The organism is Sanguibacter keddieii DSM 10542, from assembly GCF_000024925.1.
GTDB lineage: Bacteria > Actinomycetota > Actinomycetes > Actinomycetales > Cellulomonadaceae > Sanguibacter > Sanguibacter keddieii.
On the sequence record NC_013521.1, the window covers coordinates 909,196 to 933,352 of the forward strand.

The 24,157-nt window shown below is 72.7% G+C and carries 24 protein-coding genes and 1 riboswitch; of the genes, 12 read left to right on the forward strand and 12 right to left on the reverse strand.

The features are described 5' to 3' along the window. Positions 1 to 67 precede the first annotated feature (67 nt). Positions 68 to 1,162: a PrsW family glutamic-type intramembrane protease gene (locus SKED_RS03895; RefSeq protein ID WP_042437750.1), complete on the reverse strand. Its 1,095-nt coding sequence runs from the start codon at positions 1,160 to 1,162 to the stop codon at positions 68 to 70. 112 nt (positions 1,163 to 1,274) lie between these two features. Continuing rightward, positions 1,275 to 1,375, forward strand: a riboswitch (TPP riboswitch). Between the two features lie 74 nt (positions 1,376 to 1,449). Between SKED_RS03895 and SKED_RS03900 the strand changes: the two genes are divergently transcribed. From SKED_RS03900 to SKED_RS03920, 5 genes are all read left to right on the forward strand, one after another. Further along, entirely contained in the window at positions 1,450 to 2,127 is a 678-nt protein-coding gene (locus SKED_RS03900; RefSeq protein WP_012865820.1) for a YkoF family thiamine/hydroxymethylpyrimidine-binding protein, read from the forward strand. Further along, positions 2,124 to 2,792, forward strand: a complete 669-nt coding sequence (locus tag SKED_RS03905) for an ECF transporter S component (protein WP_012865821.1) — start codon at positions 2,124 to 2,126, stop codon at positions 2,790 to 2,792. The genes SKED_RS03900 and SKED_RS03905 overlap by 4 nt, the downstream gene beginning before the upstream one ends. Then, positions 2,789 to 4,465, forward strand: coding sequence for an ABC transporter ATP-binding protein (locus tag SKED_RS03910; RefSeq protein ID WP_012865822.1), 1,677 nt, complete (start codon positions 2,789 to 2,791; stop codon positions 4,463 to 4,465). The genes SKED_RS03905 and SKED_RS03910 overlap by 4 nt, the downstream gene beginning before the upstream one ends. Continuing rightward, positions 4,462 to 5,265 carry an energy-coupling factor transporter transmembrane component T family protein gene (locus tag SKED_RS03915; RefSeq protein ID WP_012865823.1) on the forward strand — a complete coding sequence of 268 codons (804 nt, stop codon included), beginning with the start codon at positions 4,462 to 4,464 and terminating at the stop codon, positions 5,263 to 5,265. Before SKED_RS03910 ends, SKED_RS03915 begins: the two co-directional genes overlap by 4 nt. 174 nt (positions 5,266 to 5,439) lie before the next feature. Continuing rightward, positions 5,440 to 7,374 carry a heavy metal translocating P-type ATPase gene (locus SKED_RS03920; RefSeq protein ID WP_012865824.1) on the forward strand — a complete coding sequence of 645 codons (1,935 nt, stop codon included), beginning with the start codon at positions 5,440 to 5,442 and terminating at the stop codon, positions 7,372 to 7,374. 72 nt (positions 7,375 to 7,446) lie between these two features. On the opposite strand, the gene SKED_RS03925 is transcribed toward SKED_RS03920, so the two are convergent. Together SKED_RS03925 and SKED_RS03930 are read right to left on the reverse strand one after the other, a co-directional pair. Beyond that, positions 7,447 to 7,713, reverse strand: a complete 267-nt coding sequence (locus SKED_RS03925) for a hypothetical protein (RefSeq protein ID WP_012865825.1) — start codon at positions 7,711 to 7,713, stop codon at positions 7,447 to 7,449. Beyond that, positions 7,710 to 8,408, reverse strand: a complete 699-nt coding sequence (locus tag SKED_RS03930; RefSeq protein WP_012865826.1) for a helix-turn-helix domain-containing protein — start codon at positions 8,406 to 8,408, stop codon at positions 7,710 to 7,712. The genes SKED_RS03925 and SKED_RS03930 overlap by 4 nt, the downstream gene beginning before the upstream one ends. Before the next feature lie 129 nt (positions 8,409 to 8,537). Between SKED_RS03930 and SKED_RS03935 the strand changes: the two genes are divergently transcribed. Continuing rightward, positions 8,538 to 8,858, forward strand: coding sequence for a hypothetical protein (locus SKED_RS03935; RefSeq protein WP_012865827.1), 321 nt, complete (start codon positions 8,538 to 8,540; stop codon positions 8,856 to 8,858). Positions 8,859 to 8,937: 79 nt separating this feature from the next. On the opposite strand, the gene SKED_RS03940 is transcribed toward SKED_RS03935, so the two are convergent. The 4 genes from SKED_RS03940 to SKED_RS03955 all read right to left on the reverse strand — a co-directional run bounded on the left by SKED_RS03940 (position 8,938) and on the right by SKED_RS03955 (position 14,485). Next, a complete protein-coding gene (locus tag SKED_RS03940; RefSeq protein WP_012865828.1) occupies positions 8,938 to 10,647 on the reverse strand; it encodes a sensor histidine kinase in 1,710 nt (569 codons plus the stop codon). Between the two features lie 324 nt (positions 10,648 to 10,971). Further along, positions 10,972 to 12,621 (reverse strand): FAD-binding dehydrogenase, encoded by a 1,650-nt coding sequence (locus SKED_RS03945; protein ID WP_012865829.1) that lies wholly within the window; start codon positions 12,619 to 12,621, stop codon positions 10,972 to 10,974. A 92-nt stretch (positions 12,622 to 12,713) separates the two neighbouring features. Continuing rightward, complete coding sequence (locus SKED_RS03950; protein ID WP_012865830.1) at positions 12,714 to 13,532, reverse strand: ABC transporter permease; 819 nt, start codon at positions 13,530 to 13,532, stop codon at positions 12,714 to 12,716. Beyond that, entirely contained in the window at positions 13,529 to 14,485 is a 957-nt protein-coding gene (locus SKED_RS03955) for an ABC transporter ATP-binding protein (RefSeq protein ID WP_012865831.1), read from the reverse strand. The genes SKED_RS03950 and SKED_RS03955 overlap by 4 nt, the downstream gene beginning before the upstream one ends. Positions 14,486 to 14,890: 405 nt before the next feature. Between SKED_RS03955 and SKED_RS03960 the strand changes: the two genes are divergently transcribed. The 3 genes from SKED_RS03960 (at position 14,891) to SKED_RS03970 (ending at position 17,292) form a co-directional block, all read left to right on the forward strand. Continuing rightward, a complete protein-coding gene (locus SKED_RS03960) occupies positions 14,891 to 15,721 on the forward strand; it encodes a Bax inhibitor-1/YccA family protein (protein WP_012865832.1) in 831 nt (276 codons plus the stop codon). A 46-nt stretch (positions 15,722 to 15,767) separates the two neighbouring features. Continuing rightward, positions 15,768 to 16,172, forward strand: coding sequence for an FKBP-type peptidyl-prolyl cis-trans isomerase (locus SKED_RS03965; RefSeq protein ID WP_012865833.1), 405 nt, complete (start codon positions 15,768 to 15,770; stop codon positions 16,170 to 16,172). A 235-nt stretch (positions 16,173 to 16,407) separates the two neighbouring features. After that, positions 16,408 to 17,292, forward strand: a complete 885-nt coding sequence (locus tag SKED_RS03970; RefSeq protein WP_143755645.1) for a hypothetical protein — start codon at positions 16,408 to 16,410, stop codon at positions 17,290 to 17,292. 28 nt (positions 17,293 to 17,320) lie between these two features. Here SKED_RS03970 and SKED_RS03975 read toward each other — a convergent pair whose 3' ends face one another. Continuing rightward, a complete protein-coding gene (locus SKED_RS03975) occupies positions 17,321 to 17,728 on the reverse strand; it encodes a DUF5997 family protein (RefSeq protein WP_012865835.1) in 408 nt (135 codons plus the stop codon). Between the two features lie 40 nt (positions 17,729 to 17,768). Between SKED_RS03975 and SKED_RS03980 the strand changes: the two genes are divergently transcribed. Beyond that, positions 17,769 to 18,599 (forward strand): LysR substrate-binding domain-containing protein, encoded by an 831-nt coding sequence (locus SKED_RS03980; RefSeq protein ID WP_012865836.1) that lies wholly within the window; start codon positions 17,769 to 17,771, stop codon positions 18,597 to 18,599. Positions 18,600 to 18,621: 22 nt separating this feature from the next. Here SKED_RS03980 and SKED_RS03985 read toward each other — a convergent pair whose 3' ends face one another. After that, positions 18,622 to 19,056, reverse strand: coding sequence for a VOC family protein (locus SKED_RS03985; protein ID WP_012865837.1), 435 nt, complete (start codon positions 19,054 to 19,056; stop codon positions 18,622 to 18,624). Between the two features lie 96 nt (positions 19,057 to 19,152). Further along, on the reverse strand, positions 19,153 to 19,821 hold the full coding sequence (gene msrA / locus SKED_RS03990) for a peptide-methionine (S)-S-oxide reductase MsrA (RefSeq protein WP_012865838.1): 669 nt from the start codon (positions 19,819 to 19,821) through the stop codon (positions 19,153 to 19,155). Between the two features lie 231 nt (positions 19,822 to 20,052). Between msrA and SKED_RS03995 the strand changes: the two genes are divergently transcribed. Together SKED_RS03995 and ilvA are read left to right on the forward strand one after the other, a co-directional pair. Then, entirely contained in the window at positions 20,053 to 21,420 is a 1,368-nt protein-coding gene (locus tag SKED_RS03995; protein WP_012865839.1) for an AI-2E family transporter, read from the forward strand. 31 nt (positions 21,421 to 21,451) lie between these two features. Beyond that, the gene (gene ilvA, locus SKED_RS04000; RefSeq protein WP_012865840.1) at positions 21,452 to 22,678 is read left to right on the forward strand and encodes a threonine ammonia-lyase; all 1,227 of its coding nucleotides are present in this window, start codon (positions 21,452 to 21,454) and stop codon (positions 22,676 to 22,678) included. 94 nt (positions 22,679 to 22,772) lie between these two features. Here ilvA and greA read toward each other — a convergent pair whose 3' ends face one another. Beyond that, positions 22,773 to 23,255 carry a transcription elongation factor GreA gene (greA, locus tag SKED_RS04005; protein ID WP_012865841.1) on the reverse strand — a complete coding sequence of 161 codons (483 nt, stop codon included), beginning with the start codon at positions 23,253 to 23,255 and terminating at the stop codon, positions 22,773 to 22,775. A gap of 274 nt (positions 23,256 to 23,529) precedes the next feature. Then, the gene (locus tag SKED_RS18865; protein WP_012865842.1) at positions 23,530 to 24,129 is read right to left on the reverse strand and encodes a DUF4307 domain-containing protein; all 600 of its coding nucleotides are present in this window, start codon (positions 24,127 to 24,129) and stop codon (positions 23,530 to 23,532) included. Between the last annotated feature and the right edge of the window lie 28 nt (positions 24,130 to 24,157).

Sequence of the window (24,157 nt, forward strand, 5' to 3'; positions counted from 1 at the left end):
CACCAGCCCGCCGGGGGACCCGTGCATCCGCCCCGGGGCGGACGCACGGGCCGGGGTCACCGGACGGTCAGCCGTGAGACCGGTCGGACGGCAGGTGCTTCGGGTCCCACCCGCGCGAGACCTGGCCGACCAGCTGCGGCGGCGTCGACTTGCGCGCCCACGCCCGGAAGGTCAGGTACATCACAACGAGCAGGACCCAGCGCAGCAGCGCGAGGAGCGACGTGGCGGTCGGGTTGTCGCAGGTCGAGGTGATCGAGCTGTCGTTGAGCGAGTGGACCACCATGACCAGCAGGATGCCTCCTACGGCACCGAGCGTGCCGCGACGGCCGTGCAGGTGCCAGAGGCGCCAGGCGATCGCCACGGCGATCCCGGTCCACAGCCAGTGCAGGGGCGACACGGTGAAGATCCGGAAGACCTGCTCCTGCACGACGGTCGCGCTCGAGCTGTCGACCGTCCCGGTCCCGCAGAAGTTCGGGCCGGTCGCGGACGCGGTCTGGTAGGCGTACTGGACAGTCTCGGTGATGGCGAAGCCGAAGCCGGAGGCGAGCCCGACCGCGATGCCGGCGCGCGGGTCGCGGTACCGGCCGAGGACGAAGAGCGCGAGGGGCACGATGAGCTTGGTGCCCTCCTCGACGAGCCCGACGAGCGCGGAGGCCGTCTGGATGCCCGGCCCGTCGATGATCCAGGAGTTGACGTTCGCGGCCACCAGCAGCACCGCGCCGCTCGTCCCGACCACGACGGCCAGGACCTCGAGCGGTCCGATGACGTCGTCCAGGGCGAGCTGGCGGTTCACGAACCTGTAGAAGGCCCAGCAGACCAGCGCCATGCCGACGAGGCTGGCGACGCCCATGACGTGGATCGCGTCGGTCGCGGTGTAGACCGCCGACCCCACCACCAGGACGACGACGGCACCGACCAGCGACGCGACCCAGGAACGTCCCCAGAACCTGCCGTGGAAGCGTCGGCCGCGGACGGCAGGCTGCTCACCGGGCTCGACGCGTGCGGTCCACGCCCGGGAGTCCCACCAGCGTCGCTGCGCGGAGTGCGAGGACGGGTCGGGGAACCACCCCGGTGCCGGGACGCCTTCGCGGACCCGTGCTGCGACGTAGGCCCCGGTCAGGCCGATGATCAAGAGTGCTGCCCCCACCACGCTCAGTGTCATGGAGGCAGTGTGGCAGGAGCGGACCCTCACCGCCACGGTTCCGGCCCACGAGTCTCGACGACCGGTCCCGGCTGGTCAGCGGGGTGCGCCGACCCCTAGGGTGGGTGACGAACACGGGAGTCCGGTGAGCCGGGCTGAGAGGAAGGTTCTCAACCTTCGACCGTCGAACCTGATCTGGATCATGCCAGCGCAGGGAGGCATCTCTTACGGCACCCACGCACGCCAGCTCATCGCTGGCGTGCGTCGGTGCTGCCCGTGCCCCACCTCGAGACGAGAAGGGCACGACAGTGCACACCACCACCAGCACGACCATCACCAGTGCGACCACGAGCGCCGCGACGGGCACCGAGCCGGCGCCCACCCCCGCGGAGCTCGGCATCGGCGCGCGCATCACGCTGTCGGTGATGAGCTCGGACTACGTCCGCATCATCACCGAGGCCCTCGCCGTCACGTCGACCGACGGCCTGGTCGTCGAGACCGACCCGGTCTCGACCCGGGTCGCCGGCACCGAGCAGCGCATCGCGGAGTACCTCGCCGACCTCGTCGCGGCGGCCTCCCGGAGCGGCGAGCACGTCTCGGCGGCCGTGATGCTCTCGCGCGGCTGCCCGGGCGAGGTCACCTGCGACCTGCCCGCCGACCAGCCGTTCCCCGCGCGGCAGACGGTGGCCCTCCCGCAGACCGGCGTCCGCGCCGTCGCCCAGTGGGCCCTCTACCCGCTCGCCGACCAGCCCCTCGCCGGCTCGACCGTGCCCGACCACATGCGGGACATCTACGCCGCGATCGAGCGGGCACGTGCGGCCGGGACCGTCGTCGGGAGTGATCACTACGTCACCCGTCTCGCAGGCGACGTCGCCGACGTCCTCACCACCGTCGTCGACGCGTGGGTCACCGTCGGGCAGTCCGTCCGGCACGTCACCACCCACGTGACCATCTCCGTCAACAGCCCGAGCGAGGCTGCCCGATGAGCGGCGACGGCACCCCGGAGACCACCACTCCGATCGCGAGCCAGGGCTCCGGCTCTCCCGCCACGCCCTCCCAGGGACTCCGCCGCACGCGCCGGGCACCCTGGAGCCTCAAGGAGCTCATGCTCGTCGTGGTGCTCGGCGTCGTCTTCGGCTTCCTCTACTGGGCGCTCGTCCAGGGGTGGATCGCCTTCGCGGCGGTCACCGGCCCCTTCGGCGACCTCACCCAGCACGTCCTGCTCGGCGGCTGGCTGATCGTCGCGCCCGTCGCGATCGCCATCATCCAGCGCCCCGGTGCCGGCATCGTCGCCGAGGTGCTCGCCTCGGTCATCGAGGTCGTGTTCCTCGGCTCGGCCGTCGGGCCCCTGCTGTTCGTCGCCGCCGCGATCCAGGGTGCCGGCAGCGAGCTGCCCTTCACCGCGACGCGGTACCGCAGCTACTCGTGGCTCACCTACGCCGTGTCCGGAGGGCTCGGTGCCTTCGCGGTGTTCTTCTTCAGCGCGTTCCGTGCCGGCTGGTACGGCACCGACCTGTTCTGGACCCGCCTGGCCATCCAGGTGGTCTCCGGTGTGGTCCTCGGCGGGCTGCTCGCCAAGGTGGTCGTCGACGCGCTCGCCCGCACCGGGGTCGTCGACAGCTTCGCCATCGGCCGCACGGCCCCGCGATGATCTCGCTCACCGACGTCACCGTCACCTACCCGCGCAGGGACACCCCGTCCCTGCGCGGGGTCGACCTGCACGTCGCAGCAGGGGAGAGGGTGGTCGTCCTCGGGCCGTCGGGCGCCGGGAAGTCCACCCTCCTGCACCTCGTCGCCGGGCTCGTGCCGCACAGCACGCCGGCGACGGTCACCGGCACGCTGGGACTGGGGGCGACGCTCGACCTCGACGTCGACACCCCGGTCCACGAGCGCTCGACCGTCCTCGGGGTCGTCGGGCAGGACCCCTCGGCCTCGGTGTGCCTGCCGCAGGTCGACGCCGAGCTCGCCCTCGTCCTGGAGAACCGGGCCGTGCCTCCCGCGCTCATCGGGCCGCTCGTCCAGGCCGCTCTCGACCAGGTCGGTGCTGGGGCGCTCGCCGCGGCCCAGACGGCCCGGCTGTCCGGCGGGCAGACGCAACGGGTCGCGCTCGCGGCCGCGGTGGTCGGCCAGCCCGGGCTGCTGCTCCTCGACGAACCCACCTCCATGCTCGACGCCGGTGGCGTCCGCGCCGTGCGGGCCGCGGTCGACGAGGTCGCGCGCGACGCGTCGCTCACCGTGCTGCTCGTCGAGCACCGGCTGGACGACTACGCCGGTGACGGCGGAGTCGAGGCGCTGCCCGGCCGGGCCGTCGTGCTCGGCGACGACGGCAGCGTCGTCGCCGACGGCCCCACCCCCTCGGTGCTCCGCGAGCACGCCGCGGCGCTGCACCGCCTCGGGTGCTGGTTGCCGCTCGAGGCCGAGCTCACCGCCCTCAGCGGTGCGCACGGCGACCTCGCCTCGAGGGCGCACGACGCGTTCCTCGAGGGCCTCGTGCCTCGTGGGACGGGGGGAGAGGGAGACGGTGGGCACGGCGCAGCGCCCTTGCTGCGGGCGCGAGGCCTCGCGGTCGGCCACGGCGCGCGGACGGTCCTCGACGGCGTCGACCTCGACGTGCACGCAGGGCAGGTGGTCGCGGTCCTCGGCGAGAACGGGACCGGCAAGTCGACCCTGCTGCACGCGCTCGCGGGTCTCGCCCGGCCGCACGCCGGCACCGTGACCGGTGCGCGCCCGGGCATGGTGTTCCAGAACCCCGAGCACCAGCTCGTCGCGCACAGCGTCACCGGCGAGATCGCCCACGGGCTCACCGACCCGGACGAGACGGTCGCGCGCATGCTGCGCGAGCACCGCCTCGAGCACGTCGCCGACCGCAGCCCGCACCAGCTCTCGGGCGGTGAGAAGCGCCGCCTGAGCCTCGCGGCGATGCTCGCGCACGGGCGCTCCGTGCTGCTCGCCGACGAGCCGACCTTCGGTCTCGACCGCCGGGACACCGTCGTGGTGGCCGACGCCCTGCGCACGGTCGCCGACGCCGGCGGAGCCGTCGTCCTCTCGACGCACGACCTGCGCCTCGCCGCCGAGGTCGCCGACGTGGTGGTCCTCGTCGGCGGCGGGCGGATCCTCGGGCAGGGGCCAGCACGGGACGTGCTCGGGGACACGCAGGCGCTCGCGGACGCTGGCCTCGTGCTGCCGGCCGTCGTCCGGTGGTTCCTCGCGCGGTGCCCGACGACCGGGTCCCTGCGCGGTGCGCTCCGGGCGCTGGGTCGCAGCCCGGCGCTCGACCCGACCGACCCGACCCAGGCTGCCCCGGCCGGGAGGGTGCCGGCATGAGCGTCCTGCAGGCCGACCCCGTGGCGCTCGCCTCGCCGCTCGCGCGACGCAACCCGACGGTCAAGCTCGCGCTGCTGTTCGTCGTGTCGGGGGTGCTGCTCGCCGTCCTCGACCCGGTGACCCCCGCTGCGCTCTACGCCCTGGTCGCCGCAGCCGTCCTCGCCGGCGCGGGCGTCCGGCCGGGCGCGCTGCTCCGGGCGCAGCTGCCCTTCGTGGCCTTCGCCCTCGGCGTGCTGGTCGTCAACATGCTCAGCCGCCCGGGCGAGGTCGTGTGGCAGGGCGCGGGGCTGCGGGTCACGGCCGAGGGCATCTGGGTGGGGGCCGGCCTCGCGGGGCGCACCCTGCTCATGGGGCTGCTCTCCGTGGCCTTCGTGGCGACCACCGACGGGGTCGCCCTCGTCACGAGCCTGCACCAGCACGCCCGCCTCGGCGCCAAGGTCACCTTCGCGGTGCTCGCCGGGTACCGGCTGCTGCAGCAGCTGGGCGACGAGTGGCAGACCATCCGGCGAGCCCAGGCGGTGCGGGCGCCGCTCGGCCGCCGTGGACGCCCGCGCGTGGGGCTGCGCGGGCACGCGGCGTCGGCCTTCGCGCTGCTCGTCGGCTCGGTCCGCCGGGGCGACCGGGTCGCCGGGACCCTCGAGCTCCGCGGCCTCGGCGACGGCGAGCGCACCACCTGGCGACCGGTCCCGCTCGGGCGGACCGACGCGGTCTTCGCGGTCACGGTCCTCGGGGTCCTCGCCGCGGTGCTCGTCGCCGCGGCCTCCGCCGGGACGCTCGAGGGGCCGGGGGCATTGTTCTGAGGCCTCGAGAAGAGTTTCTCCGCCTGCGAAGAATGGTGCCGAGACTGCCCTGCGGAACGATGGCGAGGCTGCCCTCACTATGGTGAGGCTTGCTTTCTCAGCCGCAGGATCTAGCGGCTGAGGGCAGCCTGCGCTTGCTTGAGAGGCCGCTTTCCCGGGTGTATCACTATCCGTATGTCACGCGTCCTGGAATTCATCCGCCGGTACCCGGCGGTCGCCCTCACGGTCACCGTGGGCCTGCTCGCGCTCGCGGCGTTCTTCGTGCTCGACGACGGTCCCGCCGTCGCCCGGGTGCTCGTCACGGCCTTCGCGCTCGTGGTCGCCGTGCAGCAGGGCTGGGGGATGGTGCAGGACGCCTTGCGCGGTCGGTGGGGGCTCGACGTCCTCGCCATCACCGCGATCCTCAGCACGCTCGCCGTCGGTGAGTACTGGGCGTCGATCGTCATCGTCCTCATGCTCACCGGCGGTGAGGCGCTCGAGGACTACGCGGAGACCCGGGCTCGCCGCGAGCTCACCGGGCTGCTGTCCCGGGCGCCTCGTTCCGCCCACCTCGTGCTGGGTGAGGGCTCCGTCCTCGACGTCTCGGTGGACGACGTGACCGTCGGGCAGACCCTCCTGGTGAGGCCGGGAGAGATGGTCCCGGTCGACGGGGTGCTCCTCAGCGAGGCGGCCGAGCTCGACGAGTCGTCGACCACCGGTGAGCCGCTCCCGGTCACGCGCCGGTCGGGGGACGCCGTGCTCTCCGGTGCGGTGAACGGGTCGACGGCGGTCACCGTGCGGGTGACGGCGTCGGCGGCCGACTCGCAGTACCAGCAGATCGTCGCCCTCGTCGAGAACGCGGCGGAGAGCCGTGCGCCCTTCGTGCGGCTCGCGGACCGCTACGCCGTGCCCTTCACCCTCGTCGCCCTCGCGATCGCGGGCGCGGCCTGGGCCGTCACGGGCGACCCGGTCCGCTTCGCCGAGGTGCTCGTCGTCGCGACCCCGTGCCCGCTGCTCATCGCGGCCCCGGTGTCCTTCATCGCGGGGATGAGCCGTGCCGCGAGGGCCGGCATCATCGTCAAGGACGGCGGGACGCTCGAGCGCCTCGCCCGGGTCCGCACCGTCGCCTTCGACAAGACCGGCACCCTGACCCACGGCACGCCGCGGGTCGCCCGGGTGCTCCCCGCCGGCCGCACGGACGACGAGCTGCTCGCCCTCGTGGCCTCGGCCGAGCAGCTGTCGAACCACGTGCTCGCCCGTGCCCTGGTCGACGAGGCAGCGGCACGCGGGCTCACGCTCACCACCGACGTGACCGTCGACGACGTCCCGGGCCGCGGGCTGCGTGCGCGGGTCGACGGGCACCACGTGGTGCTGGGCTCCTACGCCCTCGTCGCGGGGACCGCCGTCGGCATGGAGCCGGAGGCGCTCGCCCCGGGGGAGATGTCCGTCGTGGTCAGCGTCGACGGGCGCTACGCCGGGACGGTGACGCTCTCCGACGAGGTCCGTGGCGACGCCGCCCGCACCGTCTCGCGCCTGCGGGACGCCGGGGTCGACCGGATGCTCGTGCTCACCGGCGACGGGCAGGCCACGGCCGAGGCCGTCGCGGCACAGGTGGGCCTCGACGAGGTGCGGGCGGGACTGCTGCCGCAGGGCAAGGTCGACGCGGTCGCCGGTCTGGCCGGCCCTGCCGGGACGTCTTCTCGGCCCGTGATGATGGTCGGCGACGGCCTCAACGACGCGCCGGTGCTCGCGGTCGCCGACGTCGGTGTCGCGATGGGCGCCCGCGGAGCCACGGCGGCGAGCGAGTCGGCGGACGTGGTCGTGCTCGTCGACGAGCTCGACCGGGTGGCTGACGCCGTCGCGATCTCCCGGCGCACGGTCCGCATCGCGCTCCAGAGCATCGGGCTCGGCATCGGTCTGAGCCTCGTGCTCATGGTGCTCGCGGCCTTCGGGGTGATCCCGGCCGTCGTCGGCGCGGGGCTGCAGGAGGTCGTCGACCTCGTCGCCATCCTCAACGCGCTGCGTGCCCTCGGCGGGCCGGCAGCCGAGACCGGTGGGCGCAGGAGCGGTCGTGCGGTCACCTCCCGGCACCAGGAGCGGGCCGAGCGACGGGACGACGTCCTCGTCTAGCCCGCGCGCCCGGGTCAGGCCCTCACCGGTCCAGGTCCGCGGCGGCGTGAGGCCCGTGGTGCTGCGTCGTGGCTACGGTGCGAGGAACCCGGCAGAGCGACGCGCGGCGTAGCGCTCGTGCTCGGGCACCGGGTCGCTCCACCCCTGGACCGGACGTCGGCGTGGGGACGTCGGTCGCGCGACGGCGGCGTCGGCCTGGCGGAGCGCGCGGCGCTCGCCCCAGGACGCGACCGCGAGGCTCGCGCGGACCAGCAGCCCGGTGAGGCCGCGAGCGTGCAGCGACGAGGTCGAGGGGAAGGGGACGGGCTGGCGGTACGGCCCTGCGGGTGCGGCGTTCATGAGGTCTCCTCGGGGAGCGAGAGCGGGAAGGCGTTGAGGTTCATCTGGATCGGTCGCGTACCGGGACGGTCCTTGCCGTCCCGGTAGCGGTCGACGATCCGCTGGGCGGCATCGTTGAGCTCGGCGGAGATCTCGACGAGGTCGTCCTCCGTGACGCGCAGGTTCACGGTCGTCACGGTGCTGGCCTCGAACCAGGAACCCGCGGCGTCGGACGTGCTGCGGTCGAGGTGCGCCAGGAGGTGACGGTGCTGGGCCTGCACGAACCCACGGCTGACCAGCGAGACCGCCTCGCGGTTCGCCGGGCTGGACTCGGCGAGCGACGCCGCCGGCATCGCGAAGCCGCCGGGCTTCGAGCCCCACCAGCGCTCGCGGGCGGTGCCCTTGTCCGGCAGCTCCTGGATGAAGCCGTGCCGCTCGAGCTGGCGCAGGTGGTAGCTGGTGGCACCGCTGGACTCCCCGGTGAGAGCAGCCAGCCCGCTCGCGGTGTGCGGGCCGAGCGAGCCGAGGATCTCCAGCAGCTGGATGCGCAGGGGGTGCGCGAGCCCGCGCAGCGCGTCGATGTCGAGGATGCGCTGGTCGGCGGTGATCGCCGGCGAGCCTGCCTCGACGGCACCGTCGGCGGATGCCTCGGCCGTCTCGGCCGCGGTGCTGCCTGCGACGTCGTCGCGGGGGGAGGTGGTCTCGTCCGGTGTCATGCTCACAGCCTAGGAGTGCAAAGACCTCTTTGCAAGAGGTTCTTTGCAACCACTTCTTTGCACTCGGGTGGTGGTCGTCGAAGATCGTCCCGAGGTGCGCTCCCAGGAGAGGTGTGAGGACCATGGACGATGACCGACGACGCGACCTCCACCTCCACCGACGACGAGCGCTGGCTCGTGGTCAAGGGCCGTCGCTGGCGGCGCACCGACCCGAGCCTGCCCACCGACGTGGTCGAGGCGCTCACCTCGCACCTGGGGCGCGGGCGGTCAGGGGTGCGTGTGGCGAAGAAGGACGGGGACGACGACGCGGTCGCCGCAGCCCGTCACCGCGTCGGTCTGGCCAAGGCCGGGCTGGGGGAGCGCGGCCCGCGCTGGTGGGACGAGCCCGAGGACGCCCGGCTGTCACGCGCGCAGGACGCGCTCGACCAGCTCGACGCGCTCGACTCCTGACGGGACGTCGGCCGTCGACACCCGACCCGGCACGTCGACGGGCCTGCGCGGCCCGGTGCACGCCGGCACCGCCCGAGCCTCAGTCCTCGGTGACCCCGACCGGCAGGACGGCGCTGACCTTGGTCCCGCGACCGAGGGTGCTGTCGATGCGGAGCTTGCCGCCGTGCGCCTCGACGATCGCCCGGCAGATGACGAGCCCCAGGCCGAAGCCCTGGATGCGGGCCGTGCGGGCGGACTCGGCGCGGAAGAACTTGGTGAACATCTTGCCCAGGTCGGCCCGGCTCATGCCGATGCCGGTGTCGCTCACGGTCATGACCGACGAGCCGAGCACGGTCGACGTCGTGACCGTCACGGTCCCGCCTGCCGGGGTGTACTTGAGGGCGTTCGACAGGAGGTTCTCGATGACCTGCGCCATCCGGCGGCGGTCGACGTCCTGGACGACGGTCGGCACCACCGTCGACGTGAGGGTGATCCCCGCCTCGACGAAGCGCGGCCGTGCGGCCTCGACGGCGTCCGCCACCAGGCTGCTGAGGGTCGTCACGTCGGTGGTCAGGCGCAGTGCCCCCGAGTCGATCTGCGCGGTGGTGAGCAGGTCGGACACGAGCGACAGCAGCTGCTCGGCGTTGCGGCGCGCGATCCCCACGTACTCCCGGGTCTCCTCCGAGAGCGGGTTGTCACCCGTCGAGTCGTCCTCCGCGATGAGCTCGAGGTAGCCCATGATCGAGGTGAGAGGGGTGCGGAGCTCGTGCGAGACGGTCCCGACGAACCGGTCCTTGGTCTCGATAGCCTCCATGAGCTCGGTGACGTCGTGCGACGCCACCAGGGCACCGCGGTCGACGCCGCCCGAGTCGACGATGCGCACGATGTTCGCGGAGATCGCCCGCTGCGGTCCGCTCGGCAGCCCGAGCCACATGAGCTGCCCGGTGGCGCCCTCGCCGCGGCGCGCCATCTCCGACGGGATCTTCTCCCGGGTGAGGGGCGAGGTGCGGTCCGCAGCGAACACGGCGCGGGCGCCGGACGTCCCGTCGTCCGACGGCAGGGTCAGCGCGTAGAGGTCACGGTCGGTCGTGTTGGCGCGGATGATCTTGCCGGCGGAGTCGACCGCCAGCAGGCCGGTGTCGAGGGACTCGAGCATCGCGTCGAGCAGCAGCGACGTCGACTCGCTCTCGGTGAGAGCCGCGTCGAGGCGGGCGTGCTCGCGCTGCAGCACGCGCTCCTGGTGGGAGGTGTGCTCGGTGATGACCACGACCGCCACGGTGACGACCGCGACGATGAGCGGCAGCAGCAGGACCCGGACCCCCACGTGGAGGTTGAGGGCGACCGCCGACGCGAGCTCGGGGACGATGGTCACCGCGATGGTCGAGACGGTCGCCAGCGCCGCGCCACGCCACAGGTAGGTGTGCGCGAGCCAGGCGGCGGGGAACACGGAGAGCACCCCGAGCACGCCGAACTCCATGTGCGTGCCGTACCGCAGCAGCCCGATGGCCGTGAAGTCCACCAGGCACACCACGACGGGAGCCCAGCGGTGGTTGGTGCGCGCGGCCGGCGCCCAGCGCGCGTACGCGCAGCCGCCGAAGACCAGGGCCACGCCCAGCGCGAAGGTCGGTGTGGTGAGGTAACGGTGCGCGGTCGCCGCGAAGAGCAGCACCACGAGGGAGACGGTCGCCGCGAGCGGGATCTGGAGGGTGAGCAGCGGACCGCGCGCCGAGCGCCCCACCCGGGTGGCGAGGGCCTGCGACCACCGGGAGATGGTCGGGCCGTGCTCTGCCGCGACTGCGGTCCTGCTCACGTGTCGCTCCTCGCGTCCTGCGACGTCGCGCACCGCCGGTGCCGCGCGCGTCGTCGTGACGGTCGCTGCCGACCGTCGCCAACCCCACCCATCGGCACGGGACGGCTCATCGTGAGGGTCCTGGACGTCACCACCCACCCGTGACACCACCACGCCCCCCAGCCCTCGCCGAACCCCAACCCGCCCGCCCGACTTCCAGGCGAGTTCGTGACTGCCGGGCGAGTTCGTGATTTTCGAGCGAGTTCGTGCCGTAGAAGGATCGAACTCGCTCCGATGTCACGAGCTCGGCGTCGGCGGAGGTGGGGTGGTGGGAGTCTGAGGCACTCAGCCCGCTGCGCCGACCGCCCGCCCTGCCGCCCGCCCCGAGAACAGGCACCCGCCGAGGAACGTCCCCTCGAGGGACCGGTACCCGTGCATGCCGCCGCCGCCGAAGCCTGCGGCCTCGCCGGCGGCGTAGAGCCCCTCGACCGGGCGGCCGTCGGGGCCGAGGACCCGTGACTCGAGGTCGGTCTCGAGGCCACCGAGCGTCTTGCGGGTGATGACGCGCAGCCGGACGGCGATGAGCGGCCCGTCCCGCTCGTCCATGAGCGCCCGGGGCGTGGCGACACGGATGAGGCGGTCGCCCAGGTACGCACGGGCACCGCGCACCGCCGTCACCTGGAGGTCCTTGGTGAAGGCGTTGACCATCTCGCGGTCGCGGGCCTCGACCACCTCGCGCAGACCGGTCTCGGTGACGAGGTCGCTGCCGGCCACGCGGTTCATGCCCGCGGCGAGCTCGGCGAGCGTCTCGGCGACCACGAAGTCCTCGCCCCGGTCCTTGAAGGCCTCGACCGGCGGCGTCGCCCCCTTGGTCAGCCGTCCGAGGAGCTGGCGGACGCTGCGCCCGGTGAGGTCGGGGTTCTGCTCGGAGCCCGACAGTGCGAACTCCTTCTCGATGATCGCCTGGTTGAGCACGAACCAGCTGTGGTCGTGCTCGGTGGTCCGCAGGTGGGCGAGCGTGCCGAGGGTGTCGAAGCCGGGGAACAGGGGGACGGGCAGCCGTTCGCCGGTCGCGTCGAGCCACAGGGACGACGGCCCCGGGAGGATCCGGATGCCGTGGCCGGGCCAGACCGGGTCCCAGTTCTTGATGCCCTCGACGTAGTGCCACATGCGGTCGGCGTTGACCACGCGCGCGCCGGCGCCCTCGGTGATGGCGATCATGCGCCCGTCGACGCTCGCCGGGACCCCGGTGATCATGTCCTCCGGGGGCGTGCCGAGCCGGGACGGCCACGCCGCGCGCACGAGGTCGTGGTCACCACCGATTCCTCCGCTCGCGACGACCACCGACTGCGCCTCGAGCGTGAAGTCGCCGACCACCTCTCGGCTGCTCGACGCTCCGCGCCGGACGTCGCTCGGGGCGAGGACCGCGCCGTGCACCCCGGTCACCGTGCCGTCGCGCGTGGTGAGGCCGTCGACCCGGTGGCGCAGCAGCACCCGGACCCGGCCGGCGTGCACGTGGTCGAGCACGCGGCGGACGAAGGGCTCGAGGACCCCCGGGCCCGTGCCCCAGGTGATGTGGAACCGGGGGACCGAGTTGCCGTGCCCCTGGGCGGTGTACCCGCCGCGCTCGGCCCAGCCGACCACGGGGAAGAACCGCACGCCCATGCCGTGCAGCCAGGCGCGCTTCTCACCGGCGGCGAAGTCCACGTAGGCGCGGGCCCAGCGTCGGGGCCAGAAGTCCTCGGGACGGTCGAAGCCGGCCGAGCCGGTCCAGTCCTGCCACGCGAGCTCGACCGAGTCACGGACCTTCATGCGGCGCTGCTCGGGGGAGTCCACGAGGAACAGCCCGCCGAAGGACCAGTACGCCTGCCCACCGAAGGACTGCACCGGCTCCTGGTCCACGATCGTCACCGTCCGCCCGGCGTCCGCCGCCTCCGCGGCCGCGACGAGCCCGGCAAGACCTGCACCCACGACCACGACGTCCGAGGTTCCCATGCCGGACAGCAGACCACCCCCTGGCCTCCCGGTGCAAGAGGTGCACGGGAGGCGAGGGGGCGGTCTGGGGTGGTGCGGTGCGACTGGAGCGGTCAGGCGTCGCGGCGCTTGACGAGCACCGAGGCCACGAGCGTCGCTGCGACGGCCCAGGCGACGAGGATCGCGAAGCCGGTCCAGGGCTCGTGCGGCATGATGCCGGCCTCGGAGAACACCGCCATGCCGGAGTCCGGCAGGTAGCGGCCGATGGTCTTGACCCACTCCCACGGGATGGCCGTGAGCAGGCCCGGGAGGATGAAGATCAGACCGACGATGATCGAGATGCCGGCCGCGGTGCTGCGGACGATCGCCCCGACGGCCACCGAGAAGATCGCCATGACGGCGAGGAACAGCGCACCGCCGACGAGCATGCGGAGCACCTGCGGGTCGCCGAGCGACGCCGTCTGCGAGGCGGGCAGGATCGCCTGGGCGACGAAGAACGCGGCGAAGAGGGCGATGGCCGAGGCGACGAAGGCCATGACGGCCAGCACCAGCATCTTGGCGAGCAGCGCGGGGATGCGGGTCGGTGCTGCGCTGAAGGTCGATCGGATCATGCCGGTGCTGTACTCGGAGCCGATCGACAGGACGCCCAGGACCACGATGACCAGCTGGCCGAAGCCGATGCCGAAGGTCGCGACCGTCGCGCCGAGCGACAGCTCGCTGCCGAAGTCCGGGATGTCCTGCGAGCGCAGCGCGAAGGCCATGAGCACCGCGAAGCCGACGATGATGACGATCGCGACGGCCAGCGACCAGATGGTCGAACGGACCGTCGCGAGCTTGATGGTCTCGCTCTTGACCAGGCGCGGGAACGTCACCTTGTACTGGTCGGTCTTGGGGGTCGTCGCCCCGCTGCGGGTGAGTGTCTCGGTGCTCATCGGGTGCCTCCGTGCTGTGCTGCGTCCTGGGTGGCCTGCGCGCCTGCGGCGGGGCCCGACTGGTACTCGACGGAGTCTGCCGTGAGCTCCATGTATGCCTCTTCGAGGGTCGAGCTCACCGGGGAGAGCTCGTGGAGGACGATGCCGGCCGACGCGGCGGTCTCGCCGATCTGCGCGGCCTGGGCACCGTTGATGTACAGCAGGCCGGGCTCGTCGCTGCGGATCTCCGCGCCGCTGGGGCGCAGCAGCTCGACGAGCTGCGAGGCCTGGGGGGAGCGCACTCGCACCCCGTTGCCCTTGGCGTGGGCGACGATGTCGGAGACCGGTGCGTCCGCGAGGATCTTGCCGCGGCCGATGACCACCACGTGGTCGGCGGTCTGCGCCATCTCGCTCATGAGGTGGCTCGACAGGAACACGGTGCGCCCCTCGGCGGCGAGCGCCCGGGTCAGCTGGCGGACCCAGACGACGCCCTCGGGGTCGAGGCCGTTGACGGGCTCGTCGAGGAGCAGGGTGCGCGGGTTGCCGAGCAGCGCCACGGCGATGCCCAGACGCTGGCCCATGCCGAGCGAGAAGCCGCCGACGCGCTTCTTGGCGACCGACCCGAGGCCGGTCATGTCGATGACCTCGTCGACGCGGGAGAGCGGGATGCCGTGCGTCGCGGCCATGGCGCGCAGGTGGTTGTACGCGCTGCGGCCGGTGTGGACGGCCTTCGCGTCGAGCAGCGCACCCACCTGGGTGAGCGGCGAGGCGTGCTGCGCGTAGGGCTTGCCGTTGACGGTGACCGACCCGGAGGTGGGGCGGTCGAGCCCGACGATGGCGCGCATGGTGGTCGACTTCCCGGCTCCGTTGGGGCCGAGGAACCCGGTGACGATCCCGGGGCGCACGGTGAACGAGACGCCGTCCACCGCTGTCTTCTGTCCGTACCTCTTGGTGAGGTTCTGTACCTCGATCATCGGGTGCTCGTTCCTGTCGTGTCTTACGTGGTCTGCCGGTCCCGCCGGTGCTGCCCTGCGAGAGGGCGTCGGCGGTGGGGCTCGAGCGGTGCGGGCCCTCCGGACGTCGGTCGTGACCGTCCGTGGCTCGGCTGCTGGGTACGACACTACGGAGGTCGGGACGTCTTCGCCTACGGTCGTCCGGCCGATCTCTCGGCAGGGGCGTCGGCCGTTCGGCCATCGCCCGGTCGGGCGCCTGACCTGCCCGGAGAGGAGCTTCGTCCACCGTTCGTCCACACGTCGCCGGGAACGTTGGCGCTGCACTGTGCGTTGACTAGAGTGGAACGACGAGTCATCATCCGGCCAGCGAGAGCCCCTCGGCTGGCGCCACGGCGTCGGACCGGAACCGCGACCAGGAGGTACCCAGTGGGAAGTCCCATCTTTGCCCGGAGCGACGTCTTCGGTGAGAAGGCGAACGCCGCCGGCTACGCGCCGACCGGCGCGCAGGGCCAGCAGGCCCAGTACGGCCAGCAGTACGGCGCGACCGACGCCGCCACCCTCAACACCATGTACGGCGCGCCCTCGGCGACGCCCGTCGACACCGGCCGCCTGACCTACGACGACGTCATCGTCAAGACCGGTGGGCTGCTCGCGCTGCTCGTCGCCGTCGGTGCCGTCACCTGGGTCGCCTTCCCGCAGCTGTTCTTCGTCGGCGCGATCGTCGGGCTCGTGCTCGGTCTGGTCAACGCCTTCAAGCGTGAGCCCAGCCCGGTGCTCATCGTCGCCTACACCGTCGCCCAGGGAGTGTTCCTCGGTGGCATCAGCTCGATCTTCGAGGGCCAGTGGAGCGGCATCGTCCTCCAGGCCGTCCTCGCGACCGTCTGCACCTTCGGCGCCTGCCTCTGGCTCTTCCGCTCGGGCCGCGTCCGCGTGACGCCGCGCTTCACGCGCTGGCTGCTCTTCGCGATGGTCGGCTACCTCGTCTTCTCGCTCGTGAACGTCGTCATGATGTTCGCCGGCGTGGGCGACGGCGGCTTCGGCCCGCTGCGTGAGGGGCCCCTCGGTGTCATCGTCGGCCTCGTCGCCGTCGGCCTCGCCTCTGCCTCGCTGATCGTCGACTTCGACGCCATCCAGCGCGGTGTGCGCAACGGCGCCCCGAAGAAGTTCGCCTGGTCGGCGGCCTTCGGCCTCATGGTCACGCTCATCTGGCTCTACCTCGAGTTCCTGCGCCTCCTCGCGATCCTCCGCGGCGAGTAGCAGCGCTCGTCCCCTAGACCGTTCCCCCATCTGAGAGGTCCCCAGCATGTCGATCGAACTTCCCCAGGCCACCGGAGTCTTCGGTGAGAAGCCCCAGATCACCTTCCCGACCGGAGGAGCCCCCGAGGGGCTCCACGTGCAGGTGCTGAGCCAGGGCGACGGGGCAGAGGTCGCCGCCGGCGACAACATCGTCGTGCACTACCTGGGCCAGTCCTGGGACGGCGGGGTGTTCGACAACTCCTACGACCGTGGTGCCACCATCGACTTCCCCATCGGCATCGGTGCGGTCATCGGCGGCTGGGACCAGGGTCTCGTCGGTCAGAACATCGGCTCGCGCCTGCTGCTCTCGATCCCGCCGGAGCTCGGCTACGGCTCGCGCGGCGTCCCGCAGGCCGGCATCGGCGCGGGCGCGACGCTCGTGTTCGTCGTCGACATCGTGGGCGTCGACTGACGCACCCCACCTGCGGCCTGCCTCTCCGAGGCGGGCCGCCACGCCCCGGTCGCGGGGCAGGTCCGAAGGCCGTCCTCCCCTGGGAGGGCGGCCTTCTGCCGTCCTGCCGGTAGGCCGGACGGACGAGGGCCGGGGCGGTGAGAGTCAGCCCACAGGGTGATGCGGCGCCCTGCCGGGGTCGACCACGATGGGTGGCGTGATCATGGTGCGAGGGGGCAGGTCTCGGGGTGCGGCCGTGCTGGTCGGGGCCCTGCTGGTCGGCGCGCTCGCCGGAGGGTGCGCCCCGCAGGGGAGCCTCGAGCGGCTCGACACCCCCGTCGCCCCGTCTGCCGAGGCCCTCGTCGCCTCGGACCGCTTCGCCGAGGTGCTCGACGACATCGAGCGACGCGTCGCCGTCGACGGGCCTGCGGTCGGCGGGGGAGGGGCGGAGCCAGCCCGGACCACGGTCGACGAGGTCGCCGCCGGGACCCCGCTCGGGAGCCAGGCGCGGGCCTTCTTCGAGGCGCACGCCACCCAGGTCGAGCGGGACACCCGCCCCACCGACATCGCCGACGTGAGCGTCGAGGTCGCCGAGGTGGTCGAGACGCACGACGACCACGGACCGGTCGCCCTCGTCACCGTCGAGACCGTGCGGTCGCCCGTCGACGGGCCGGCCAGCACGGACCGTGCGTCGTACGCCGTGTCGTGGGACGTCGCCCCAGAGCCGGGCAACCCGGCCGGGAGCGCGTCGTCAGGCACGGCTGACCCGAGCCCCGCTCCCGGCGACCAGGTGCGCCTCACCGAGGTCCGCGCCCTCCACGACGACGACGGCCACCCGGCCGTGCTCGACCCGGAGGGCTCCTCGGCGCTCGGGGTCGCGACCGACTACGTGCGGGCGCTGCGGTCCGGGTCGGCCCGGGACGTCGACGCCTACGAGGGCGGGGTGCGGTCGTCGGCCGACCTGCGCGAGGCCATGCGGGCGAGGCTGACGGCGTCCGGTCGCTCGACCGCGGTCGAGGTCCCGTGCGGGCGCACCGGGACGGTCCAGCTGGTGTACGTGATGCTCGACGGGGACGTCCCGCCGCTGCGGCTCGAGGTCGACGTGAGCGGGCACGAGCCCGTCGTCAACGCCTACCTCTGACGGCGCCTGATCCCCAGGGGACCAGCAGTCAGCGCTTGGCGGCGCGCTCGGCCTTCTCGGCGAGCTTGGCGTCGCGCTCGCGCAGACGCTCCTCTTCCTCGCGGACCTTCGCCTGGACCTCGCGCTCGCGCACCAGCCAGTCGGGCTCGTCGTCGCGCAGCTCGTTGATCTCGTCGGTGGTGAGCGCCTCGGTGACGCCGCCGCGGGCGAGACCTGCGATCGAGACGCCCAGGCGAGCCGCGACCGTGGGGCGCGGGTGAGGTCCGTTGCGACGCAGCTCGACCAGCCACTCGGGCGGGTTCGTCGAGAGGGCGTTGAGCTCGTCGCGGGAGATGACCTTCTCCTGGAACTCGGCGGGCGTCGCAGGCAGGTACACGCCCAGCTTCTTCGCCGCCGTGGCGGGCTTCATGGTCTGGGGGGTCTTCTGGGACGTCATGGGACAAGGGTATCGGTCCTGCGCCGGGTAGCCTGACTCCGTGCCCTCAGACCCTACCCCCGCGGACCAGCCGACCCCCGAGCCCGCGACGACGCCGACCTTCCGGCTCGCGATCGCACCAGGCGTCACCCCCGCCAAGTGGGTCGGCGTGTGGCGTGACAGGCTCGCCGACGTCCCGCTCGAGCTCGTCCAGGTCGAGGTGCTCGACCGCGGTGCCGTGGTGCGGGACCGCACCGTCGACGCCGGGCTGCTGCGCCTGCCGCTCGACCGTGAGGGTCTCAGCGTCATCCTGCTCTACACCGAGATCCCGGTGGTGGTGGTGCCCAAGGAGCACGTGGTCGCCGCCTTCGACCAGGTGAGCGTCGAGGAGCTCGCCGACGAGACCGTGCTGCACCCGCTCGACGACTTCCTCGAGTGGGAGGCGCTCCCGGGTACCCCGGCGGTCGAGCGCCCCGCCACGACGGCTGCGGCGATCGAGCTCGTGGCGGCGGGTGTCGGTGTCGTGGTCGTGCCCCAGTCGGTCGCCCGGCTGCACCACCGCAAGGACCTCACCTACCGTCCGGTGTCGGACGGCCCCGAGTCGCGCATCGGCTTCGTGTGGCCCGAGGGCGAGACCACCGACCTGGTCGAGGAGTTCATCGGCATCGTCCGCGGGCGCACCGCCAACAGCTCGCGCGGCCGCGCGGCGCAGCAGGACGCCCAGAAGGCGACGGGATCCGGCGACCAGCAGGGCAAGCCGCGCACCAAGGCGCAGGAGAAGGCCGCCGCCGTCCGGCGTGAGACCGACCGCAAGGCCGCCGCGGCCCGCAAGGCGGGCTCGCGCGGTGGCAAGCTCACCGGCAAGCGCCTCGGCAAGCGCGGCAACCGCTAGCCCGGCTGCTCCCCGTCGGGGTCTACTGCGCGCTGCCGTCGGCTGCGTCGCCGCTGTAGCCCGACGGGTCCATCCAGGTGATCTCCCAGGTGTGGCCGTCGAGGTCGCTGAAGGTGCGCTGGAACATGAACCCGAGGTCCTGAGGCTCGCGGGGCTCGGTCGCGCCTGCGGCGACCGCGGCCTCGACGAGGGAGTCGACGGCCGCGCGGCTCTCGCTGGACAGCGCCAGGAGGGTCTGCGTCGACGTCTTCGCGTCGCCGACGGGCAGCGACGTGAAGGTCTGGAAGTACTCGGTCTTCAGCAGCATCACGGTGATGGTGTCTCCGAGGACCACGGAGAGGGCGTTGTCGTCGCTGAAGGTCTCGTTGATCGGGTAGCCGAGCGTCGTCCAGAAGGCGCGGCTGGCAGCCAGGTCGGTGACGGGCAGGTTCACGAAGATCATGGAGTGCGAGGTCATGAGCCTGACACTAGGGCCACCGAGCCTGTCCGTCTTCTCTGATCTTGCGGACCCGCCCGCCGCGTCGACCTCGGGTCGCGGCGGCGGGCGAGAGCGTCAGGCGTCGGCGGGCTGGCAGGCGACGCCGGTCGAGTGCACCGGGCAGTAGCCGGACGGGTTCTTGTCGAGGTACTGCTGGTGGTAGCCCTCGGCGTAGTAGAACGGGCCGGCCGCCTCGGCGGAGCGCAGGTCGGTGGTGATCTGGCCGAAGCCGCGCGCGGCGAGGTTCTTCTGGAACACGTCGAAGGTGGTCTTCGCGGCGACCTCCTGCTCGGGCGTCGTCCAGTAGACGGCGGACCGGTACTGCGTCCCGACGTCGTTGCCCTGGCGGAAGCCCTGGGTCGGGTCGTGCGACTCCCAGAACATCCGCAGGATCTCGGTGTCGGTGACCACCGACGGGTCGTAGGCGACGAGCACGGCCTCGGTGTGGCCGGTCATCGCGGTGCAGACCTCCTCGTAGGACGGGTTCTGCGTGAAACCACCCTGGTAGCCGACGGCCGTCGTCACGACGCCGGGCAGCTGCCAGAACTCCTTCTCAGCACCCCAGAAGCACCCGAGGCCGAGGTAGATCACCCGGGTGCCCTCGGGCCACGGCCCGGCGAGCGGGGTGCCCAGGACGGTGTGCGTCGACGGGACCGAGTAGGTGGGCTCGGGACGACCGGACAGGGCACGCTCGGGCGTGACCATCGTCGTCTTGAGGGACGAGCCGAACAACGAGCCGAACATGCGGGCCTCCACGGGGTGCGACGGGTAGGGAGAACTCCCCACGGACGCCAACACCCGGGGTGTTCGTCGTGTTCCCGGCGGGCGATCGACGTAGCCTTGCCTGGGCGTCCCGTCAGACCACGAGGTCGGCGGGCGCCGCCGCCGTGCCGGACCACCGGCGCGCGAGGTCCTGAGGGCCGGCGACCGCACCTCGCGGGGAGCCGACGACGCACGACGAGAGGTCAGCAGCTGATGAGCGACACCGGGGGCACCGCACCGCAGGACAGCGGTCGCGACGACCAGCCGACGTCCACCACGGACGAGGCTGCGCACGCCGTCCGCGTCTCGAGCACGACGCTCGCCTCGGCGACCGCGGCCAAGCCCCGCGACGCGGACTCGGCCGTGGTGACGCCGGCCGTCCAGGCCGCCGCGTCGTGGTCGTGGAGGTTCCTCGCGATCGCCGCCGCGCTCGCCGTGGCCTTCTCGCTCGTGGCCTACCTCAAGGTCGTCATCATCCCGGTGGCGGTCGCCCTCCTGCTCACCGTGCTCCTCCAGCCGGTCGCCGCCTTCCTGCGGCGCAGGGCGCGCTTCTCGCCGATGCTGGCCGCCGCCACCTCGGTCGTCTTGCTCATCGCCGCGATCACCCTGCTCGTGGTCGTGGCCGGCCGGTCGATCGTCTCCGGGATCAGCGACCTCAGCGACAAGGCCGTCGAAGGCTTCCAGCAGGCGCTCACGTGGCTGGCCGAGGGGCCGCTGCACATCGACAACGAGTCGCTCAGCGAGTACCTCGACAGCGGGCTCGACGCCCTCCAGGAGAACTCCTCCGCACTCCTCTCGGGTGCGCTCTCGGTGACGACCACGGTCGGCCAGGTCCTCGCGGGCTCGATCATCGCCCTGTTCTGCACGCTGTTCTTCCTCAAGGACGGCCGCAGCATCTGGGGCTGGCTCGTCGGCCTGCTCCCGCGCAGCACCCGTGAGCGCACCCACCAGGCCGGTCGCCGCGGCTTCGTCACGCTCGCGTCCTACGCGCGCACCCAGATCCTCGTCGCCTTCATCGACAGCATCGGCATCGGCCTCGGTGCGGCGATCATCGGCGTCCCGCTGGCCCTGCCGCTCGGCGTGCTCGTGTTCGTCGGGTCGTTCATCCCGTTCGTCGGTGCCATCGTCACCGGTGCGATGGCCGTGCTCGTGGCCCTCGTGGCCCTCGGCCCCGTCCAGGCGCTCATCATGCTCGCGGTGGTGCTGCTGGTGCAGCAGATCGAGGGCAACGTCCTCCAGCCGTGGCTCATGGGGCACGCGGTCTCGCTGCACCCCGTCGCCGTGCTGCTCGTGGTGACGACCGGGACGCTCACGGCCGGGATCGTCGGCGCGCTCTTCGCGGTGCCGATCGCCGCGGTCCTCAACACGGTGTTCCTGTACTTCCACGGGCACGACAAGTTCCCCGAGCTCGGCTTCGACGACCACGTCGAGGTCAGGCCGGCCGGCCGGCGGTCCGTGATGGTCATGAGCGCCGAGAAGCTCGCCTCCGCCGGGATCCTGAAGAAGGGCCCGGGCGCCTCGCGGTCTGCGGGCACCGACGCAGCACCTGACGCCACCGAGGGGCCCCGTGACGACCACTGACCTGTCTGGGGCCGACCCGTCGCACGCACACGTGAGGCAGCCCGGCCCGGCGCTGTCCGTCGGCATCGAGGACATCCGTGACGCCGCCCGCGCGCTGGACGGCGTCGCGACGGTCACGCCGGTCGAGCGCAGCAGCGCCCTCGCCGGGGTGGTCGGCGTCCCCGTCTACCTCAAGTGCGAGAACCTCCAGCGGTCCGGGTCCTTCAAGATCCGCGGCGCCTACGTCCGCATGTCGCGGCTCAGCGAGGCCGAGCGTGCCCGCGGCGTCGTCGCGGCGAGCGCCGGCAACCACGCGCAGGGTGTCGCCCTCGCGGCCCGGCTGCTGGGCATCCGCTCGGTGGTCTACATGCCGACGGACGCCGCCCTGCCCAAGGTCGCGGCGACCCGGGAGTACGGCGCCGAGGTGCGGCTCGTCGGGACCACCGTCGACGACGTCCTGACCGCGGCCCGCGAGGAGTCCGAGCGCTCGGGCGCCGTGCTGATCCACCCTTTCGACCACGTCGACGTCGTGGCGGGCCAGGCGACCGTCGCCCTCGAGATCCTCGAGCAGGTGCCGGACGTCAGGACCGTCGTCGTGCCCGTCGGTGGCGGCGGGCTCGGTGCTGGAGTGGTCGCCGCGATGGCGGCCGTCGCGCCGCACGTGCGTGTGGTCGGGGTGCAGGCGGCCCGCGCCGGCGGCTACCTCCAGTCGCTCGCGGCGGGGGAGCCCACCAAGACGGTGACCGCGTCGACCATGGCCGACGGCATCGCCGTGAGCACCCCGGGGCACGTCCCGTTCCAGATCATCAAGGACGGCGGTGGCCACATCCGTACGGTGTCCGAGGAGGACATCTCGCGGGCGCTGCTGTTCGTCGCGGAGCGCGCCAAGCTCATCGTCGAGCCGGCTGGGGTCGCCGGTGTCGCGGCGCTCATGGCCCACCCCGAGGAGTACGACGACGGCCCCGTGGTCGCCGTCCTGTCGGGCGGGAACATCGACCCGCTCGTGCTGCTGCGGGTGCTCCGCCACGGGCTCGCGTCCGCCGGCCGGTACATGCAGCTGCGGGTGCGGCTCGTCGACCGGCCCGGTGCGCTCGCCGACCTGCTGCAGGACCTCGCGCGCTCCGGTGGGAACATCATGCACGTGGACCACGTGCGCACCGGTGTCGACCTCGCGATCGACGAGGTCGAGGTGACCATGCAGGTCGAGACCAAGGGGCCCGAGCACTGCGCGGCGCTCCTCGACCACCTGCGCGGCGAGGGGTACCGGATCTCCGAGTGAGCCGGGTGGCCCCGCAGGGCCGCAGGGACGAGCCGCAGGGACGACGAGAGGGGCTGCACCGTCCGGTGCAGCCCCTCTCGTCGTGCGTGCGGTCTCAGCCGGTGTACGGCTTCGCGTCCTTGATCGACACGGAGATGTCTTTGCCGTTGGGCGCGGTGTACGCGGCGGTCTCGCCGATCTTCTTGCCGAGGATCGCCGCGCCGAGCGGGGACTTCTCGGAGTAGACGTCGATGTCCGTCGTGTCGGCGATCTCGCGCGAGCCGAGCAGGAACACCATCTCGTCGCCGGCGACCTCGGCGGTCACGACCATGCCCTGCTCGACGACGCCGTCGTCGGGGGGCGTGCCGATGCGCACGGACCGCAGCTTCTCGGTGAGCTCGCGGATGCGGGCCTCGTTCTTGGCCTGCTCCTCGCGCGCCGCGTGGTAGCCGCCGTTCTCCTTGAGGTCGCCCTCGTCGCGTGCTGCGGCGATGCGGTCGGTGATGTCCGTCCGGCCCTCACCCGTCAGGTGCGCGAGCTCGGCCTGGAGTCGGTCGTGTGCCTCCTGGGTCAGCCAGGTGACGTCGTTCTCTGCCACAGGTCGCTCCTTCCTTGTCGCGGACGCACGGTGTCCGTCCGCGATGACTCGAGTGGTGGGTGTGCTCAGGGACGTCCTCAGCGCAGCCTGACCGGTGCAGCGCGCGGCGGCACGTCGGCGCAGGACCCGTCAAGGCCCGTCGAGGGTGACCCGTCGACGGTCCACGTCAGCTGGTGACGTCAGTGGCTCCCGGCTTCAGTGCGCTTGGTCGCGTGCGGCACGAGCCGGGGCAGCGTCTGAATCGGCCAGTATAGCAACGCTGCTGGCCGAGCGGTCAGTCGACGAGCACGCACTCGTCGATGACGGCGGTCACCGCGAGCTCGGTGGTGGCGATCGTCGTCGTGTACCGGGCCTCGTCGACCTCGGCCGGGCCGACGAGCACCTCCTTGGTGCCCACCTGCGCGTAGTTCTCGTTGAGGGCCTCGACGGTGCAGCGCACGGTCGCGTCCCGGGGCTTGGCCACGTCGAAGGTGATGTCGACGGCCTCGGGGCCCTGCACGGAGAAGCCGAACTCCTTGCCGCGCACGGTCGAGGCGCTCGGGCCCATCGTCACCCAGGCGATCGAGAGGACCGCGACGGTCACCGCGGCGACGGCCAGGCGCACCTGCGTGGTCCGGCTGATGCCGCGGTGCGAGTCGTAGCGGCCCGCGGCCGCTCCCGTGGTGACCGGCACCGGAGCACCGGAGGCCTCCTCGTCGCTGAGCCTGACGCGACGGGGCGGTCGAGGTGCGCCGTCGTCCCCGGCCTGGTCCGCGGCTTCTCGCGGGGCACCGGGCTGCGTCGTGCGAGCCTGCTCGGGCGACCGGCCGTCGGCACCCGGTGAGGGCTCGTGCGGTCGTGCGTCGTCCGGTCGTGGGCTCGTGTGCTCGGTCACGGGGTGCGCCTCTCCGGCGTCGGTGGTG

Excerpts from the sequence above, each read along its gene's own strand:
- SKED_RS03945 (WP_012865829.1), bottom strand. The coding sequence starts at position 12,621 with ATGGGAACCTCGGACGTCGTGGTCGTGGGTGCAGGTCTTGCCGGGCTC.
- SKED_RS03935 (WP_012865827.1), top strand. The coding sequence starts at position 8,538 with ATGACCGACGACGCGACCTCCACCTCCACCGACGACGAGCGCTGGCTC.
- SKED_RS03930 (WP_012865826.1), bottom strand. The coding sequence starts at position 8,408 with ATGACACCGGACGAGACCACCTCCCCCCGCGACGACGTCGCAGGCAGC.
- SKED_RS03910 (WP_012865822.1), top strand. The coding sequence starts at position 2,789 with ATGATCTCGCTCACCGACGTCACCGTCACCTACCCGCGCAGGGACACC.
- SKED_RS03895 (WP_042437750.1), bottom strand. The coding sequence starts at position 1,162 with ATGACACTGAGCGTGGTGGGGGCAGCACTCTTGATCATCGGCCTGACC.
- SKED_RS03975 (WP_012865835.1), bottom strand. The coding sequence starts at position 17,728 with ATGACGTCCCAGAAGACCCCCCAGACCATGAAGCCCGCCACGGCGGCG.
- SKED_RS03985 (WP_012865837.1), bottom strand. The coding sequence starts at position 19,056 with ATGACCTCGCACTCCATGATCTTCGTGAACCTGCCCGTCACCGACCTG.
- SKED_RS03965 (WP_012865833.1), top strand. The coding sequence starts at position 15,768 with ATGTCGATCGAACTTCCCCAGGCCACCGGAGTCTTCGGTGAGAAGCCC.
- SKED_RS03950 (WP_012865830.1), bottom strand. The coding sequence starts at position 13,532 with ATGAGCACCGAGACACTCACCCGCAGCGGGGCGACGACCCCCAAGACC.
- SKED_RS03920 (WP_012865824.1), top strand. The coding sequence starts at position 5,440 with ATGTCACGCGTCCTGGAATTCATCCGCCGGTACCCGGCGGTCGCCCTC.
- msrA (WP_012865838.1), bottom strand. The coding sequence starts at position 19,821 with ATGTTCGGCTCGTTGTTCGGCTCGTCCCTCAAGACGACGATGGTCACG.
- SKED_RS03915 (WP_012865823.1), top strand. The coding sequence starts at position 4,462 with ATGAGCGTCCTGCAGGCCGACCCCGTGGCGCTCGCCTCGCCGCTCGCG.
- SKED_RS03905 (WP_012865821.1), top strand. The coding sequence starts at position 2,124 with ATGAGCGGCGACGGCACCCCGGAGACCACCACTCCGATCGCGAGCCAG.
- SKED_RS03995 (WP_012865839.1), top strand. The coding sequence starts at position 20,053 with ATGAGCGACACCGGGGGCACCGCACCGCAGGACAGCGGTCGCGACGAC.
- SKED_RS03955 (WP_012865831.1), bottom strand. The coding sequence starts at position 14,485 with ATGATCGAGGTACAGAACCTCACCAAGAGGTACGGACAGAAGACAGCG.
- SKED_RS03925 (WP_012865825.1), bottom strand. The coding sequence starts at position 7,713 with ATGAACGCCGCACCCGCAGGGCCGTACCGCCAGCCCGTCCCCTTCCCC.